This window comes from Gammaproteobacteria bacterium, assembly GCA_017999615.1.
Lineage (GTDB): Bacteria > Pseudomonadota > Gammaproteobacteria > JAABTG01 > JAABTG01 > JAGNLM01.
On the sequence record JAGNLM010000007.1, the window covers coordinates 14,991 to 31,234 of the forward strand.

Genomic DNA, 16,244 nt, shown 5'->3' on the forward strand with positions numbered 1-16,244 from the left:
CCTCTGCCGTCACCTCTGTCCAGACGATAGATGAATACTACGCAAGATCAGGTCGTTTTGTTGCAGGGGCAAAAACCGCTGATTGCCGCGTGATGGAGCACATCTCCGACCATACGCGCCAAATCACGCCAAAACCCTACGCGATCACCACACCATTGAGTTGATCTGCGACCGTCTGCAATGCCCGCTGCCAATGCCGCCATGCCGTCGTGCGGTCGCAGGCAAAGCGGATCGTGATGTCCCGCCAGCCATAGCGCTTCGCGCGCATCCATACGAGATGACGTTGCTCAACTGTGAGCCACTGCACCCAGCGCATGACCTCCAGCATTCGCTCAATCGCGTCTGGACTCGGCGGAAAGGATCGGTACACCCTCTCGTCCGCTGCAAAGGTCTCCCATTCGCTCCGGACAATGGCGGGCCAGCAGTTGAAGTATCCCTGTACTCGAACAGGAGGCAACCGTCGACTGGTGCTTGCGGCCTCTTCAAACCGAGCAGCAACGTCATCGATAGTCCACTTAGTCATTGCGTCGCCCTCCGTAGAGTCGGTCACCGATGCGTCGCACGATCTCGCGCTCGATGAAGTCCAGACGTTCGTCGGACGCGTTGACCACCAGGATGTGTTGGTCACGCCAGCCACGTTCCTTGATCGCATCCAGATCCGTGGCCTGAGGTTGCAGACGACCGAGGGGGCAGCGGTATTGGGGTGTCGGCACCTTCATGTCACACCTCCTGCGTCTCGACAGCCCAGTGCAGCAAGGCCAGGGCGTCGGCTTCGTTGTCGTCGACTGGGGTGTGACCACGCAGGCGGACGGACGCGATCATGTCGTCCTTGCCCGCATTGCCCTTGCCGGTCGCGTGCTTCTTGATCGTGCCGACTGGAACACCCTGGTAAGGGATGTTGTGATGCTCACACCACGCGGTCAGGTGTCCCATGAAGCCACCGTAGGCGTGCGCCGCATCAACGCCAGCGTGCCGTCGAACCTCCTCGAAGAACACCGCGTTGATGTGGTTGCTGGCCGAGAGCAATTCGTTGAGCCAGCGCTTGAAACGGAGGAAACGCATGCCGCCTCCTTCAAATCGCTGCGGCTTGAAGTGCTCCGTGCCGCTGGTGATAGTGCCGTCCAGGTGCTGCAAAGCCCACCCGGTGTGTGTGCCCAGATCAAGGGCCAAGATTGTCGTGTTCATCGTCGTACTCCAGTTCGGGGGGCGAGTGACGGATGCGACGGGTTCTTTGGAAAACAGCCTTTACGTGCGCGCACGCGTAGCGCGTCAATCAGGAAACCCGTCAAATCCGTCACTCGCCCGGATTGCTCAGTCATCTCGGTAGGGGTAGCCGTGGCTGTACGGCTTGGGCCTGAGGGCTATGCCCGTGATCCCACGTGCGCCCCCGGTCAGCCGACACTTCTCGAACTTGCGGGCCGCCATCAGTTCGGAAAAGCGCTTGACCGAGCCCACGTACTCACCCGCGCGCTCAGCCCATTCACGCCAGTCGGCGAACAATTCGGAAACGCCTTCGCGGTGGGTCTTGGCCAGTAAGCAACGCTCTTCGATCCACTGCCCGAGCGCGTCCTCGGCCTCGAAATACTCCTCGGTCGCCGACACCACACTGGCGGGCGGCTTCAGTCCTTGGCGTTGCCAGAGGCTGCAACCCTCGACCGCCCACGCCAGAATGCCGTCCCGCTCCTTGAGCAGTTTTTCGGTCAGCCTGCCGTCACGTCGTTCGGGCGGGATCGTCACCGTGAACGGGATCAGGTGCAGTCGCCGCTTCATCGCCTCATCCACGTTGCGGATCGATGGCTTGTGGTTGCCTGCGATCACCAACTTGAACTGCGGCACGTACTCGAAGAAGTCCTGGCGCATGAAACGCGCAGACACCTTGTCGCCACCGGTGATGGCCTTGACCTTGGATTCGTTCCAGCGCCGACCCTGTTCGGTTTCGATGGAGGACACAAAGCGGGCACCGCGCAGGCCCGCCAAATCGGTCGGATGCCTGTCGGTGCGCGCCTCCATGAACGTGTCCATCGGCGCGTTGGCCGCGTAGTCGCCCAAGATGGTGGTCAAGACGTTGACGAACACCGACTTGCCGTTCGCGCCGGTCCCGTACAGGAAGAACAGCGCGTGCTCGCTGGTCACGCCCGTCAGGCAGTAGCCAACCATCAGTTGCAGGTAGGCAATCAGTTCAGCGTCACCGCCTGTGACGTCGGCCAGGAATGCGCGCCACGTCGGACTGTCGCCCTGCGGTGTGGCCGTGGTCACCTTGGTCATCCGGTCATCGCGCCGGTGCGGTCGCATGCGGCCCGTGCGCAGATCAACCACACCGCCTGGTGTGTTGAGCGCCCAGACGTCGGCATCCCACTCCTCGGCGGTGGACGCGTGCTTGGGATCGGAGCGTGCGATTTTCTCGACGGACGAGATCGTGGCGGAGCTGGCCAGCTTGCCTGTGAGCCGAGGGCTGTCCGCCTTGAGTGACGCCATCCGGCAGATACCGCGCGCCAGATGAGACACATAGAGCACCTGATCCGGATTCCAGCGCACGCCGGTCCAGACCAGCCATTTGCCCCAAAGCGCGCAGTAGCGCCAGTCCTCGCCATAGCGGCGTGTGAAGGCCGAGGACAAGCCGTCCTCCGTAGTCCAGTCGACACCGGTCAGCAGATCCGGTGGTGGCGTCTCCTCGACCGACCGCATCACCGGCATCCGCTCGCCGACGGCGAGGAAGCCCCTCACATCGAAGCCGTCCGGAATGGCTTCAGCCGCATCCCATCCTTCCGGCTTGTCATCGGGTGGCACCAGGATGGCGACCGTGGTCGCACCCGCGTTCAGGATTGCTTGCGATGCACGGTCAGCGTAATCCCAGCCTGGCGCGTCCCGGTCAGGCCAGATCAGCACGGATTTGCCCGCCAGCGGCGACCAGTCGGTCTTATCGACGGGAGCGTTTGCGCCATGCATGGCCGTGGTTGCCACCACGCCGATGGCGATCAGGGCCTGCGCACACTTCTCGCCCTCGACCAGCACAACGTGACCAGCGGCAGCCAGCCCCGGCTGGTTGTACAGCGGGCGCGGATCGGGCGGAGTCATCTTGCGCCGCTTGGCATCCCACGGACGGAACTCCTTCTTGCGCCCGGGTGGGTCGTAGCGGTACACGACCGCAATCAGTTTGCCGGTGGCATCGAAGTAGTCCCACTTGGCCGTGGCCGGGCCGAGATCATCAACCGGAGCTTCCTTCTTGGCGCGGCGTACCGGCACTGATCGCGAACGACCGAGCAGATCAGCTGCCTCGTCGAGCACCCGGGGAAAGTCGGTGTGGACGTTGGCCCCGAGGTAGGCGGCGATCAAGGCAAAGATGTCACCGCCATCGCCCGTGGCACGATCCGTCCAGAGACCAGCCTTGTCGCCTTCGAGTACCACCTCAAGGCTGTCGCCCGGGCTGCCCAGGATGTCCCCGATCAGAAACTTGCCACGACGCTTCTTTCCTGCCGGAAACATCGTGGTCAGGACTGATTCCATCCGTGCGATCAGTTCAGTGCGAATCTCGTCCCGCTCGCTGTCATTGACGTTGCGCCGGCCCGTTTCTCCCGGTGGTGATGTGTCATTGAAATCAAGCATCGGCACCACCCTCGTGTGACGTCTGCTGCGCAGCGATCCAGGCTTCCAGCTCGTTGGGTTTGAAGCGAACCAGTTTGCCGACGCGGTAATGCGGAATGCGACGCTCCTGTCGCTCCTTGGCTTGAGAGAGCCAATACGACGGCAGATTGAACATCAGTGCAGCCTGGCGCACGTCGATCAGCTGCTCGCCCAGTACGTGATTCAAATTCGAGGTATTCATGCTTGTGTCCTCCAGCAGCGGTCTTGCCACGCGCACATCCGGCATTCAAAGTGGGTCGAGTCATGGAAGGCGCGCGGCAGGAGCTCTCCCGCCTCGGTCGCCGTGATGACCTTGACCGCCCGATCCGACATGCGTTGGGCCAGTGCTGCGTCAAAGGGCACGAGCTCGGTGTAGATCTCCATCGTGTCGGCGTTGAGTGCCGTGAAGATCGCCGGGTGCTCGTGCAGTTCGAGATAGGCTTGGTAGATCGCCACTTGCGCGGCGTAGACGGGCTTGGAGAGAGTCAGGCCCTTCTTGTCCAGATCGCTCCAGGACTTGTTGCCGAGACACTTACATTCCCAGAGCGCGGGATAGGCGAAGCCCTCGGGGCCGCCGACGATGACGCCGTCGATGTGGCCCTGCAGGCGGCCATCGGCCACCGAGAAACCGAACTGCTCGCCGTCGGCCTTGCGGGTGCGCAGGTCAAAGCCCGCGTCCCGGAGCCACGCAACCATGCAGTCCTCCATGACGTGACCGCGTTCGAAGATCCGCAGCATTCGGCCCGGGGTGTCACGCCCGTGGTCGATGGGTGCCTTGGCGTACTCGAACTGCAGCGCTCGCTCGCAGGCCACGCCGAGACGTGAGGCCCCGAGGTACTGGCGCTCGGACTGGCGGGCGCGAGCCTGTTGCAGGCCCGTGTCCACCAGGGTGGTGACCTGACCCGAGATGCTCGATGAGGAGTTGAAGTCGATCATGGCTTCTTCCCCTTCGGCTCTTCCCAGGGCAGGTCGTCCTCCAGATCCGCGAACGGGTTGGCCAGAGGGTCGGGCGCAGGCGTCATGCCGCGTACCGGTGGGTACTTGCTCGCCTCGTGGTGCGCGACCATTGCCTCGGTGTAGCAAGTGACGATGGCGTCGATCACTTGCAGCGCCTCGGCTTCGGAGTAGTCGCCCAGCGGCTTGGTGAATCCAATCTCGCCCGCAGCCTCGCCGAAGGCCTTGAGGCACTTCTTCATCGCGGCCAGTTCGACATCAGATGGATCGATCATGGCGACCCCCGTACTGTCGACGCGACCTTCCTTGACCCGCAGCCAGTTGCCGTACAGCGCATGAAACGCGTTTTGGCAGCGTTGTGAGCAGAACACCCAGTCGATGGGATAGCGCCGGGGATGGCCGACACCGTGACGGTTGTCGGTGTGGCCGAATCCCCGGGCCTGTCGTTTGCAGACCCAGCATTTCATCGGCCTCCCTCACTGTGCCCACGACGGCTTGCCGGTCACCGGTGCGCGTTGTGGAGCCGGTGCCTGATACGCAGGCGCAGCCGCCTGCGCCGGAGCGCCGGAATGTCCACTGCCCGGAGCCTTGGGCGGCACGCCCATCAGTTTTGCGTAGTCGGGGTGATCAGGCTCGACCGCGATCTTGACCACGTTCCGGTCTTGGCCCTTGCCATCCTTCTCAATGTCCACGCGCGCCAGAAACTCCAGGCCATCCAGTTCATGAAAACCCTGGATGCGGCGCGCGGCGGCGGCCTGCGGGCTGTTGTCCTGAGGATGGACGTTGCGGGCGCTGTTGAGCGCGGCGCGGATAAAGCTGCGCCCCATCTGACCCCAGGTCGGCCCCTTCTTGGAGTGCAGGCCGATGTTGCTCCACATCTTGCGCTTGGCATGGTCGCCCGCCGTGACGACAAACTCGGCGGCGAGGTAGACAGAGCCGGTTTCGAAGGACTCGGTGGCGTAGCCGCCGCCCCAGCCTTGTCCCGGATCGTCATAGCCACCGGGCTTGATGGTCATGCGCACTGGCACGACAGCGCCCTTGGGGATCAGGTCAAAGCCCGACTGTTGGGGATCGGCATCTTGGAAATCAAAATAGTTGGACGACATGGCGATTACTCCTTGGATTCGGTGGTGTTTTCTGCGGTGGGGGTGCCGGTGCTGCCGGGCATGGGCAATGGCGACTGGCCTGCGCACTTGGCGATCAGTGCGCCGAGATGCGGCGGCTCCAGCAGGTCGAGACGACCGCTGCGGTCTTTGGCCGGGAAGCCGTAGGGATTGACGGTGTGGGTGACGAAGGCGCGGTAAGCACTGCCGTCGTCGGCCTTGATCTCGGCCAGTGTCACGACCTCATCGACAATGCCGGGCAGCTCCAGACTGGTCTTGCTGCCTTCGATCTGTGGCACGAACACCTTGCGGTTGTAGTCATCGAGGCGCTCGTCGAGGATGGCGACGAACACCACGTTCTTGCCCCGTGCGTGCTGCAAGTGGGTCAGTGCGCCGATCATTTCCTGGCCGAGCAGGCCATAGGCCGCGCGCAGATCCGGTTTGCCGGAGCGGTCACTGGTGGCACCGGGTTGCGTCTTGCACCATGCGAAGCACTGCCGGGACAACTGCGTGATCGAGTCGAGAAAGAAGGTCTGGTAGCGGTCGAGCTGCGTCGGGCTGCCAAATTTCTCGATGACGTGGTCGTAATGCGCCTGCGAGAACGCGCTCTCCGGCGGCAGTGACTTGTCCGGGCCTGCGAGGAACACGAAAAAGTCGCGGCTTTCCGGCCACGATGCCGGGCGGATGGTGTCGCCCGGCCAATCGGCCACGGCGAGATCGCCCGCCTCAATATCGAGGAACAAGGTGGTGGCAGGGTCGAGGTCTTTGAGCCGGGTGGTCTTGCCGATGCCGGACTTGCCCAGCATCAGCAACTTCACACCCTTGCGTTCGGCCAAGCGCTGCTGCGCGGAAATGATCGGGAGGAACATCACGCCACCTCCTTCAGTTGTTCCGCGACCGCCGGATTCCAGAGGATTTGGTAGCCGCTGTGACCGTTGCGGGAGTACGGCATGGCTTCGGCCCATGCTTCACCGGCCTCGGTCAGTTCCCACTCGTCCCGGTCGTTGCGGAACTGAAGGCCGCCGGATGCCAGCAACTGGTTCGTGGCTTTGGCTGAGCGACTCAGCAATTTGCCGAGCTGTGTGGCGTTGAGCGAGCAGATCGGCTCGTTGGCGGCAGGCAAAGCGCGGCGCAGCACTTCCGTGGTCAGGCCGGTGTTTTCCTGAATGCAGGTCAACGTGGCAGCCATTGCAATGCCGGTCTTGACGCCCGGTACCTTGGCGACCGCTTCGCCGATCAGCAGGATGGCGGTGACGCGATCTTGGGTCGGCGCGGGCAAGGCAGCCATCGTGGTGGCGGCGGAATACGCGCCTGTCTTGCGGATTGCAGGCAGCACTTCACCGGTGATCCAGCGCTTGAAGCGCTTGGCGGCATCCTTGGTGCTACCGAGGATCAGGGCGTAAAGCCCCGACTCGTTGACGTGGTTTTGGCGTTGACGGCCACCTGCCGTAAGGGTCTCCAATTTCTGGAGATCCTCGGCATCGACGTGGGACTTGATCGCCTGAGACGGATTGCCCATCTCCAGGGCGTCGCAGACATCGGTGGCGTTGAACCACGGCTGCCCGAGTTCATCGACCTGGACGCGCACGGCGTGCGCTTCGAACTGGAAGGGAATGATCGCGCTCATGATCAGTCCTCCCAAGACACATCGGCGATGCGGTCGGCTCCACGCGCGGCACGTTTGCGCACCTCGGTGTGGAGTTCTTCCAGCGCGGTGCGGCGGCGGCCGAGCGCCAGCGATTCCGCGTTGGCTGTCTGGATGGCAAAAGCCAGCTCGTCCACAGTGGCGGCATTGAGCGGGACAACGACGTCCTGACCGTCCGCGCGGCGATATCGGATTTCGTCAGGGAGGTGTTCGCCGTAGATGGACGGCAGCTGTTGACGCAGCGAGGCGATGAGATTGGTGCTCATGGTCATTACTCCGAATCGATGGAAAGGGTGAAAGACGGCTTGCCGGAATCCACGGTGCGAGCGGCGGCGAACTGCTGTTGCAAAGCAGGCGGCCAGTTCGTGAAGCGGGATTCGGAGACGGACAACTTGATGTCGAGGTAACCCTCGACCTTCTCGCCTGAGGCGACGATGCGTTCAGCGATCTCAGCCAGCTGCTTCTGATCCCAGCTGACCTTCTTGGGTAGCTCGAACTTCAGGTGCAGCGGGCCATCGCTGATGTGTGCGGTGCCGAAGTCACGGCCGGACTCGCGCAGCGCGGTGCGTGCCTGCTCGCCGTAGCACTGATCCAGTGCCGCATCGAACTTGGTGCGCGCCTTCTTCAGCCAGTCGATGGCTGCATCGAGGTTCTTGTCGATCTCGTGTTTCTGCGCGGGCGGCAATGCGGCCAGTTGGCTGACCGACATCTCGGCGATGTCGGCAGGGAAGATGGTGATGTCATTCATCGCATCTCTCCTCAAACCGCCGCGCGTTCGGATGTCGAGTCGTGCAGCGCTTCGCGCTCAAACTCGAGGATCGCGTCGACCGGGTAGCCGACACGCTTGGACAGCTTCAGGTAGCGTGGACCGCGACCCTCACTGCGCCAGCGCTGCAAAGTCTTGGGGCTCACGCCCCAGCGTTGCGCGAGCTCGTTTTCGTTGAGCACGCGGCGATCACCGGGTGACATGGTGTTGATCGCCTGCTGTGGCGACCGGGGGATACCGCTGGTTGGTGTCTGCATGGAATGCTCCTGTGACGTTGTTGAGTAACAGGTGTCATTCCAAACTTCGGGTGGCGAACCTTTAAGGGACGCAATGGCGAACCACGACGGAACTCCAGGTTCGCCAATGGCCCAGTGCAGAAAAGCAAACGGCGAGCACATGGCTCGCCGTCATCGGGTGTGTCTGGAAGCAGATCAGGCGTCGGAGAAACCGAGCAATCGACGCTGCGCAGCCCAATCGCGCGGTAGTTGCTCTTGGCGGCCACGCAAGGTGTGCAGATTCAGGTGGCGTGGCTGACGTCCTTCGAATATCGCCTCCACGATATCGGGGGCCAACATGGTCATGCGCAAGACCTCGGCAGCCCAGCCCGGTTCCACTTTGAAGGCATGCGCCAAGTCCGTTGTCGTGGAGTAGGTGCCATCGTCGATCAAGCGCTTCCAGTAGAAGGCCTTGCCCAGCGTTTTGATCATCGGCACATCGAAGCCACCGATTCGGTCCGCGATCTCGGGGGCTGGCGGTATCAGCAGCTTCCGGTTCTGGCGGCGCTTGATCGTCAGGGGCACCAAGGTGACCCGCTGCCCCTCGCTGACATAACTGCGCGCCTCGGCTCCAATCTCGATGCGGACGGCGCGCTGGCGCTGGTGGGTCGTGGCATTCATGCCAAAGCCTCCTCGACACGCTCTTGGGACTCTTCGATCAAGGGATGCGTGCTGATGTCCGCACCGAATCCGATCCAACCGTCCTCCCGCCAAACGATATCCAGGCCGTGCCCGTGTAGTTGCACGCGTTCGATCAACAGCCGTGTGATCCGTTGCTGCTCGGCAGGGAACAGTTGCGACCACACGTCACCGATGCGCTGCATGGCGACCACCACCTGTGCCTCGTCCAGCGTCGACCCCGCCGGATGCTGCTGGCAGGATCTCCACACTGCGATCAGCATTTGCGGCGATGAGAGCGCAGCATGGATTTGCGCCAACACGGCATCTTCGATCTCGGCGGCAGGCAGGTGGCCCACGTCCGGCGTATGCGGAGCCAGGCTGGCACCTGCGTTGCGCCGCTTGTGCAGGTAAGGCACGTAGTAGCGGTACTGCCGACCATTTTTCTTCTTGACGAAGGAGTGCAACATGCGTTGGCCATCCGGTGCGAACAGAAGTCCCGCCAGCAGTGCCGGATGCTTGGCTCGGTGTTCGCGCGGTGCCTGCTTTCGCCTCTCAATGAAGGCGTGTGCCGCGTCCCACAATTCTTGAGAAATGATGGGGTCGTGCTGGGCCGAGTACCACGTCTCGTGATTGCAGATTTCACCGAGGTAAATGCGGTTACGCAGCAAGGTAAAGAGGTACTGCTGATCGATGCTGCGCCCCAATCGCTCCCGGCCGGACTGGGTGACCCATGCCTTAGTGGTATACCCTTCCATATCCAGTTCGCGGACGAGTCGCGCAGCCGAGCCGTGCTCGGCATAGCGGCGGAAGATGTCACGCACCAGCGCGGCTTCACGTTCATTGATGACGAGCTTGCGTTCGACCACGTCGTATCCAAGAGGCGGGACTCCGCCCATCCACATGCCCTTGGCCTTGCTGGCGGCGATCTTGTCGCGGATGCGTTCGCCGGTGACCTCGCGTTCGAACTGCGCGAATGACAAAAGGATGTTGAGCGTCAATCGCCCCATCGATGTGGTGGTGTTGAACTGCTGCGTGACCGCGACAAAGGAGACGCCGTTGCGGTCGAAAACCTCGACCAGCTTTGCGAAGTCCGGCAGGCTGCGCGTGAGGCGGTCGATTTTGTAGACGACCACGGTATCGATCTTCCCCGCCTCGATGTCGATCATCAGGCGGCGCAACCCGGGCCGTTCCATGTTGCCGCCCGAGTAGCCGCCGTCGTCGTATCCGTCGTCGACGGCAATCCAGCCTTCATGTCGTTGGCTTGCAATGAAGGCCAAGCCCGCATCACGCTGTGCCTCGAGGCTGTTGTATTCCTGGTCGAGGCCTTCGTCAGTGGACTTGCGTGTGTAGACGGCGCATCGCTTCTTTGGCGTGACTGCGGGAATCTGGTTTCGACGCACTGAGCTCATGCTGCCCCCTTCTTCGAAGCAAGTGCCTTCAAACCAAAGAACACCGGGCCTGACCAATGGCTGCCTGTGATGCGTTTGGCTACAGCGGACAGGCTCTTGAAGCGTTGCCCCTGGTACTCGAAATCATTCGATCCGCGCACCAGCACACGATGTTCAATGTCGTCGTAGATGCGTGTCAGGACGGTACCGGGCAGTAGGCGTTGGCTATCGCCGCGCAGTTGCTTGGGCAAGATGCCGGTTTCGCCAACCTCCTCAAGCTTCTTGCGCAGTGACGGTTTCAAACCGCCAAACGCGCGCTCTTGCATCCGGTAGGCCAGGCGACTTTCCAACCAGACCCGATGGTGGTGATTCGGCCGTTCATCGAAATGGTCGTCCCAGAGAGCCCAAAGATCATCCATCGAAAGATGGGGAATAGCCGCGACGCGGGCGGCGACTGAGGCGGGCGTTGGTGAGGTTGCGTGTGCTGTCATGGGCGAACTCCGTTGTTGTGATCGGGGTTCGCATTCACGCGCTGTTGGCCGGGGAAGCCAAGGCAAACCGGCTCTCTATGGCCAGATTTATTTGAATCGTCCGACGCTGAATTTCTGGTGCGCAGTCGCAACAATGCTGCAGAGAGCAAGTCAGCGATTTCTTCGTGCGCGTGTCGGGGGCTTGGGGTGCCCCGGTCGATGGAGATGAGTTCGATGTCGTGCATGATGGCAAGCGTTCCTTGAGGTAACGCTGCTCATGCTAGAAACCAAGAGCACTTCGCGTAACGTGATTTAGCGGGAGTGCGCGGTTTTGGCGATCATCGTCACTAGCCAATGCGAGCTCCAATACCTCTCGTTTCCTCGTGCTGTCAGGACGTTTGATGCCTCAACGGAGAATCGCATCTTTGAACACTGCTCCTATTCTTGCAATTGCCTGATTGCTGGCCTGCAAGGATGCTTGGGTTTGCGTGATATAAATTCCAACCACCACCGGCTTCTTCGATGGCGGCCAGATTACCGCGACGATCGAGCGCGAGCCGTAGCCACCCGCACCGGTCTTGTCGGCGATCTTCCAGTCGGATGGAAGAGAGGAGCGCAGGAGCGCTCCGGCGACCTGATCGTCCAGCATCCATTGTGTAAGCTCGGATCGGGATGAGGCTGACAATACGTCGCCAAGAAGTATCTTTCTCAGACTACTGACTATGGCATTGGGAGTGGTGGTGTCACGCAGATCGCCTGGTGAACCTTCGTTTAACTCGGGTTCTTTGCGATCAAGCCGGGTTTCTTCATCGCCGATAGACCGCATGTACGCGTTGAATCCAGTTGATCCTCCAATGGCATCAAAGACAACATTAGCCGCCGTGTTATCGCTATAACTCACCGCCGCCTGACAAACTTTGCCTAATTTGATGGTTTCAGGTGCCAGCGACTTTTCCGTTATCGGCGAATATGTGACCAGCATTTCCCTGTTGATCGATACCGACTGATTCAGCGAGAGCGATTTCCCATCGACTTTAGCGAGCAATGCTGCGCAGGAAAATGTCTTGTGCGTACTATTCAGAGGGAAGCGCTCGTCGCCCCGATAGTTCCAAGTCGTGCTGGTGTTTGCGTCAAACACAGTCATGCCTACCCTGGCTTGCAGAGTATTCTCTTCAGCCCGTACAACATCAATCAGCCTCCCGGTCTCCAGAGCGCAAACTGGGGTAGAGAAAAACGATACAACGACGCATGTAAGCGCGATTTTTGTACCCACGATAGCTTTGATTCTCAATTTAGCTTTCTCCTCATTACATTTTAAGGGCTCGCTGATGCCGCTACTCAAGCGTTCGGTTTAGCGTACCGGCAATTGCCCATTTGAGACGAACTGATCAAAGCTGTCAAAGCTCTCGCCGTCTTGCCAAGACCGATCCCATGACCGTGGTTCAGCGCTTTCCAGTAGGAGCAGCGTGAGGATTCGATCACGTGCGCCGTAACTGTGCTTGAACTCCCACAGTTTCATGTGTGCTGCCTCTTCCGGGCACCAGATCGCGGCTGACATTTCCGTGCCATCCCATTCTTGCTCGACACTGGTATCAGCTGCCAGCGTGCCCGGCAATGGCTCCTGTGGATCACCATTGCGCCGGATGCGCGCCCGCGTCCTGACGGCACTGCTGCTGCGCCATTCGTACTTCACGAAGCCATTGTCCCAATAGACGAGGATCGCACGCTGCTTGGTGAACTTGATAAAGCGGATACACAACGCCTCGAACGAGACCTGGAAACGCTTGGCGATCGCACTGAGGACATGTAGATCAATACGCTGATTCGATATCCACTCGCGCAGCAGATCGCCAGGCATCAGCAGGTTGCTGGCGAACTCGTCCGCTTCACGCTCAATTTGGCGAAGGCCATCGATACCGGTGTGAACGCTCTGGCTGTCGCAGTTGAAACTCTGCTTCTGACTGCGATGCAAGATAAAGTGGCCCAGCTCATGGGCAATAGTGAAGCGTTGACGCTCACCTCGAGCCTTGCCGTTGTAGGCAATACCCCAAACTGCGTGGTCATCAGGATCGCGGGCCAGCATTCCTTCGAACGCGTCGCCAATGATTTCGACCGGCGGCTTGATCTCCCGAACACCCGCCCCATAAGGTGTGGACGGCAACATCTGGCGGACAATTTCCAAATCGATGGCGTCGGGCATGCCCTCGCTGTACCACGCCCGCAACCACTTGATGACGTGGCTGGAGGCAATGGAACCCGTCAGTGCCTGCGCGTCGCTCAATCCTCAGTCTCCGCTCTTGCGCGAAAACATCATCTTGAGAACGTCTTGGTAGTTCTTCTTCTCTTCTTCTGTCATCCCAGCGTACTCGCGGAAGAAGGCCACATCTTCTGGACTGGCCTGAGGAACCTGTTCAATGGGCTCGCCCATGATGTCCTCCATCGTCACGCCCAGTACCCTGGCCAAGGCCTGGACCCGTTCAGCGGAGGGACGCTGGCCGTCCTTCATCTCCAGTTCCCATATATACGCCTTGGTACAGCCGACTTCGTCGGCGACCTGTTGCAAGGTCAATTTCTTCGCCTCGCGTAAGCGTCGCAGGCGTGCTCCGAACGCTGAAGCCATAGCGATGCTCCTGTAGGGGAAAACAGTCAGTTAACAAAAACAAGACCGCCAGTATAGCCGCGAGATACAAATGAGGTCTAGATGTGCCGATTTGATTGACAAGCGGAAATCTGAGGTTCAGAATCGCGCTTGTATCTCGCTACTTTACTTGTGCGAGGTGCGTGTTCAGTAACCCAGTCGCTGGCCAGTGCAGTCCGTACATCGGTCGCAGACCTTCGACGCCGATCCAGAAAGGACGATCAAGATGAAGAAGACCTTTGTCGACGTGATGCTCGAGCTGCCGGTGGATGCCACGCTGCGCGACTTCCTGACCACCCACAGCCTGCCGGTGCCCCATGGCTTTGCCTGGGATGACACACCTGAGACCAGCCAGTTTCTGGTCGAAGCGGTTAAGGTCTGGCCCGACATTGCTGCCCGCGACCGGATGACAGCCAACCTCATGGCCAGCGTTCAGTTGGGCGATGCGGCAGGCAAGCAGGCGATGTTTGAGGCGGCCGTGGCCGATGGTGCTGCGCTGGCGGGCTTGGCGCTGTGTGCAAGTGACGTCCACCGTTCCTTCTGGCTATACGTCCACCACCCGGCGCTGTTCGAGCGCGCCTATGACTTCAGCTTTTGGGAACAGCATGGGCAGCAGACGCAGCAATACGACCTTGGCTTGAAACGCCAACCGAACGGTTCGGATGCCAATCTGACAGCGTTGCGTCATGCCATCTCGGCTTTCTACAAGCGCGAACTGCAATGCGGAGACGGCAGCGTGGCGCACTTGGTCGAGCGCAGTCCGGGGGTGTTCCTGTTGTCGGTCCATGTCAAGGACATGGCGATGCTGCGCCTGGAGTTCGAGGGAGCGAGCCTGAAGCGCCGGGTCGGCAACCCCAACATTCACATGGTGCTGGAGTACGCCAAGTCCACCGGTGTCGTGCGCACGCTGGTGCGCGGCGGGGCAAAGTATCAGCAAATGCTGGTCGAGGCCTTCGCGGAGCATGTGCTGGGCGTGAAAGCAAGCGCTCACAAGATCAAGTCGCCGACTCTGGATCTGTCGATGCTGCGCACCGGGTTCGATGTGCCGGAGGTCTTTGAGGACGGTTTTTCGATGGTGCAGCTCAAGGCACTCACCCTGCTCAGCCCCGACACAGCGCTGAAGATCGAATGCACGGCGATGCAGTCCAGCCAGCAACGCTCGGTGCACGATTTGCTGAAGGAGAAACTCCCAGGCCCGCTGGAGGGTCAGTGGGCGGTGACAGCGGCACAGGTCAATCTCTATTACCCGCCCGAGCCGGGCAGGACTCGCCCCAAGGTGGTCACCATCGAAGTGACCAGCAAAGGGCGGCTGAACCTGCACAAGTTCGACGCCAACATGCAGGCGCAACTGGAGGGTTACCTTGTCGCGGTGGGCATCTTGCAGAAGGGCCAGACCCTCAGTGCCCAGGAATTGCCGCCAGAGACCGACGCAGTCAGTTCATCATCGGCCTACGAGGACTGATCAATGGCGACGCACGATGCCTGGGCCTTGGTTTGCCGTCTGTTCGCGGGTGGCACGCCGGTACTGCGTGCCACGCTGTCGCCACGCGAGGTATCTGCTTTGTCTGTGCTCGGCAAAACGGTCAGGCCAGCAGTGCTGGATCAGTCTTTTGTGCTCTGCCCCCACTGCCAGCAGCATCGGGCGCAGGTCTGGAGTGACGGCCGGGGCGGTCGGATCTGCCGTTGCCCGGAGTGTGGCCAGGTGCCGGTCGAGGCAATCGATGGTGCGGCATTGGCCCTGGATGAAGACTGGCTGCGGCAGAAAATGCGCCTCGCGCTCGACATCGAGAGTCGCGACGACGTAGATGATTTGGGCGACGGTGCTTGGCGGCTCGGTAACGCCCGCCGATCTCCGGTCGTGCTGGCCCGAGATCTGACGAGAGTGCTGCATGAGCCGACCTTGCTGGATCGTGTCCGAGTTGCGGGTAGCAACATCCGAGTCATCACTCCCAGGCCGCGCACGACTCGTGGATCGCCATTCGGCTCAGGAGTGGAATGGCTGGCGCTGGAAGAACGATTCACGTTCTATGGCGGCGGGATCTCGTTCATCCCTTCGGCACCGTCTGCAGCGCCAGCAGTGGCCGATCCGGCCGCACCTGTGAACGGGCCATTCTCAGCGGACTTCAAGTGGGCGACGCTGCCGGACGTGCAGGCCACGCCGATCCGGTTCACCGATGGTCAGGCTAAGGTCTTCGAGTCGCTGTGGTCGTTCAAGGGAGTCGAGGTGGACGGAGAAAGGATCATGCAGCGCGCTGGCCAGAAGAGCGACAAGCCGATTGACCTGTTCAAGATCAAGTCGAAGGACAAGGGCAAGCCGGAGCACGAGGCTCGACTGGCGGCCTACGGAGCACTCGTCGTCACGCAGCAACGCGCAGGCTTGTATTCCATGCCTTGCGCGGCGGCAGTGTTGGCGTGACGGACTGCTGCTCCAAGCAAGCCCGACAACGAATGGCAATGGCACGCGCACAAATCATGGTCGCAAAAGGCCATGTGCGTGTGCCACGGCGAAGAAGTTAGCGCCGATTTCGAGAGAAGAGAGGGCGGAACGGAGCGCAACTGGGGATGTTCCTGCCAGACCACAGGACCCCGGTCGCACACGCAGAATGTGCGGGAACCCCGCGTGGCATGCGGGAAGCACAAATGAAAACGCCCAACTGAGAACAGTTGGGCGTTGAATTTTGGTGGCCAGGGACGGAGTCGAACCGCCGACACGGGGATTTTCAGTCCCCTGCTCTACCAACTGAGCTACCTGGCCAAGGGCAG

At 61.0% G+C, this 16,244-nt stretch carries 21 protein-coding genes and 1 tRNA gene; 2 read left to right on the forward strand and 20 right to left on the reverse strand.

Features of this window, described 5'->3' with window-relative positions:
• Window positions 1-136 precede the first annotated feature (136 nt).
• The 19 genes from KA217_07530 to KA217_07620 form a co-directional block, all read right to left on the reverse strand.
• Complete coding sequence (locus KA217_07530; GenBank protein MBP7712297.1) at window positions 137-523, reverse strand: helix-turn-helix domain-containing protein; 387 nt, start codon at window positions 521-523, stop codon at window positions 137-139.
• The gene (locus KA217_07535) at window positions 516-719 is read right to left on the reverse strand and encodes a hypothetical protein (GenBank protein ID MBP7712298.1); all 204 of its coding nucleotides are present in this window, start codon (window positions 717-719) and stop codon (window positions 516-518) included. Before KA217_07535 ends, KA217_07530 begins: the two co-directional genes overlap by 8 nt.
• A gap of 1 nt (window position 720) precedes the next feature.
• Window positions 721-1,185 (reverse strand): hypothetical protein, encoded by a 465-nt coding sequence (locus KA217_07540; GenBank protein MBP7712299.1) that lies wholly within the window; start codon window positions 1,183-1,185, stop codon window positions 721-723.
• Between the two features lie 126 nt (window positions 1,186-1,311).
• A complete protein-coding gene (locus tag KA217_07545) occupies window positions 1,312-3,603 on the reverse strand; it encodes a hypothetical protein (GenBank protein ID MBP7712300.1) in 2,292 nt (763 codons plus the stop codon).
• Window positions 3,596-3,823, reverse strand: coding sequence for a helix-turn-helix domain-containing protein (locus KA217_07550; protein MBP7712301.1), 228 nt, complete (start codon window positions 3,821-3,823; stop codon window positions 3,596-3,598). Before KA217_07550 ends, KA217_07545 begins: the two co-directional genes overlap by 8 nt.
• Window positions 3,820-4,557: a hypothetical protein gene (locus KA217_07555; GenBank protein ID MBP7712302.1), complete on the reverse strand. Its 738-nt coding sequence runs from the start codon at window positions 4,555-4,557 to the stop codon at window positions 3,820-3,822. The genes KA217_07550 and KA217_07555 overlap by 4 nt, the downstream gene beginning before the upstream one ends.
• Complete coding sequence (locus tag KA217_07560) at window positions 4,554-5,042, reverse strand: hypothetical protein (GenBank protein MBP7712303.1); 489 nt, start codon at window positions 5,040-5,042, stop codon at window positions 4,554-4,556. The genes KA217_07555 and KA217_07560 overlap by 4 nt, the downstream gene beginning before the upstream one ends.
• 9 nt (window positions 5,043-5,051) lie before the next feature.
• On the reverse strand, window positions 5,052-5,681 hold the full coding sequence (locus KA217_07565; GenBank protein ID MBP7712304.1) for a hypothetical protein: 630 nt from the start codon (window positions 5,679-5,681) through the stop codon (window positions 5,052-5,054).
• A gap of 5 nt (window positions 5,682-5,686) precedes the next feature.
• Complete coding sequence (locus tag KA217_07570; protein MBP7712305.1) at window positions 5,687-6,547, reverse strand: ATP-binding protein; 861 nt, start codon at window positions 6,545-6,547, stop codon at window positions 5,687-5,689.
• Window positions 6,547-7,305, reverse strand: coding sequence for a hypothetical protein (locus tag KA217_07575; protein MBP7712306.1), 759 nt, complete (start codon window positions 7,303-7,305; stop codon window positions 6,547-6,549). Before KA217_07575 ends, KA217_07570 begins: the two co-directional genes overlap by 1 nt.
• A gap of 2 nt (window positions 7,306-7,307) precedes the next feature.
• On the reverse strand, window positions 7,308-7,589 hold the full coding sequence (locus tag KA217_07580; protein MBP7712307.1) for a hypothetical protein: 282 nt from the start codon (window positions 7,587-7,589) through the stop codon (window positions 7,308-7,310).
• A 5-nt stretch (window positions 7,590-7,594) separates the two neighbouring features.
• Window positions 7,595-8,071 carry a hypothetical protein gene (locus tag KA217_07585; GenBank protein MBP7712308.1) on the reverse strand — a complete coding sequence of 159 codons (477 nt, stop codon included), beginning with the start codon at window positions 8,069-8,071 and terminating at the stop codon, window positions 7,595-7,597.
• A gap of 11 nt (window positions 8,072-8,082) precedes the next feature.
• The gene (locus KA217_07590; protein ID MBP7712309.1) at window positions 8,083-8,346 is read right to left on the reverse strand and encodes a helix-turn-helix domain-containing protein; all 264 of its coding nucleotides are present in this window, start codon (window positions 8,344-8,346) and stop codon (window positions 8,083-8,085) included.
• Window positions 8,347-8,520: 174 nt separating this feature from the next.
• Window positions 8,521-8,985: a hypothetical protein gene (locus KA217_07595; protein ID MBP7712310.1), complete on the reverse strand. Its 465-nt coding sequence runs from the start codon at window positions 8,983-8,985 to the stop codon at window positions 8,521-8,523.
• On the reverse strand, window positions 8,982-10,394 hold the full coding sequence (locus KA217_07600) for a recombinase family protein (GenBank protein MBP7712311.1): 1,413 nt from the start codon (window positions 10,392-10,394) through the stop codon (window positions 8,982-8,984). Before KA217_07600 ends, KA217_07595 begins: the two co-directional genes overlap by 4 nt.
• The gene (locus KA217_07605; protein ID MBP7712312.1) at window positions 10,391-10,864 is read right to left on the reverse strand and encodes a DUF2924 domain-containing protein; all 474 of its coding nucleotides are present in this window, start codon (window positions 10,862-10,864) and stop codon (window positions 10,391-10,393) included. Before KA217_07605 ends, KA217_07600 begins: the two co-directional genes overlap by 4 nt.
• A gap of 385 nt (window positions 10,865-11,249) precedes the next feature.
• The gene (gene bla / locus KA217_07610) at window positions 11,250-12,134 is read right to left on the reverse strand and encodes a class A beta-lactamase (protein ID MBP7712313.1); all 885 of its coding nucleotides are present in this window, start codon (window positions 12,132-12,134) and stop codon (window positions 11,250-11,252) included.
• A gap of 60 nt (window positions 12,135-12,194) precedes the next feature.
• The gene (locus tag KA217_07615) at window positions 12,195-13,043 is read right to left on the reverse strand and encodes an ImmA/IrrE family metallo-endopeptidase (GenBank protein MBP7712314.1); all 849 of its coding nucleotides are present in this window, start codon (window positions 13,041-13,043) and stop codon (window positions 12,195-12,197) included.
• Between the two features lie 84 nt (window positions 13,044-13,127).
• Window positions 13,128-13,463 (reverse strand): helix-turn-helix transcriptional regulator, encoded by a 336-nt coding sequence (locus KA217_07620; GenBank protein MBP7712315.1) that lies wholly within the window; start codon window positions 13,461-13,463, stop codon window positions 13,128-13,130.
• Window positions 13,464-13,707: 244 nt separating this feature from the next.
• On the opposite strand from KA217_07620, the gene KA217_07625 reads away from it, so the two are divergent.
• Together KA217_07625 and KA217_07630 are read left to right on the forward strand one after the other, a co-directional pair.
• Window positions 13,708-14,943 (forward strand): hypothetical protein, encoded by a 1,236-nt coding sequence (locus tag KA217_07625; protein MBP7712316.1) that lies wholly within the window; start codon window positions 13,708-13,710, stop codon window positions 14,941-14,943.
• 3 nt (window positions 14,944-14,946) lie between these two features.
• On the forward strand, window positions 14,947-15,897 hold the full coding sequence (locus KA217_07630; protein ID MBP7712317.1) for a hypothetical protein: 951 nt from the start codon (window positions 14,947-14,949) through the stop codon (window positions 15,895-15,897).
• A gap of 263 nt (window positions 15,898-16,160) precedes the next feature.
• On the opposite strand, the gene KA217_07635 is transcribed toward KA217_07630, so the two are convergent.
• A tRNA-Phe gene (locus KA217_07635) sits at window positions 16,161-16,236 on the reverse strand.
• Between the last annotated feature and the right edge of the window lie 8 nt (window positions 16,237-16,244).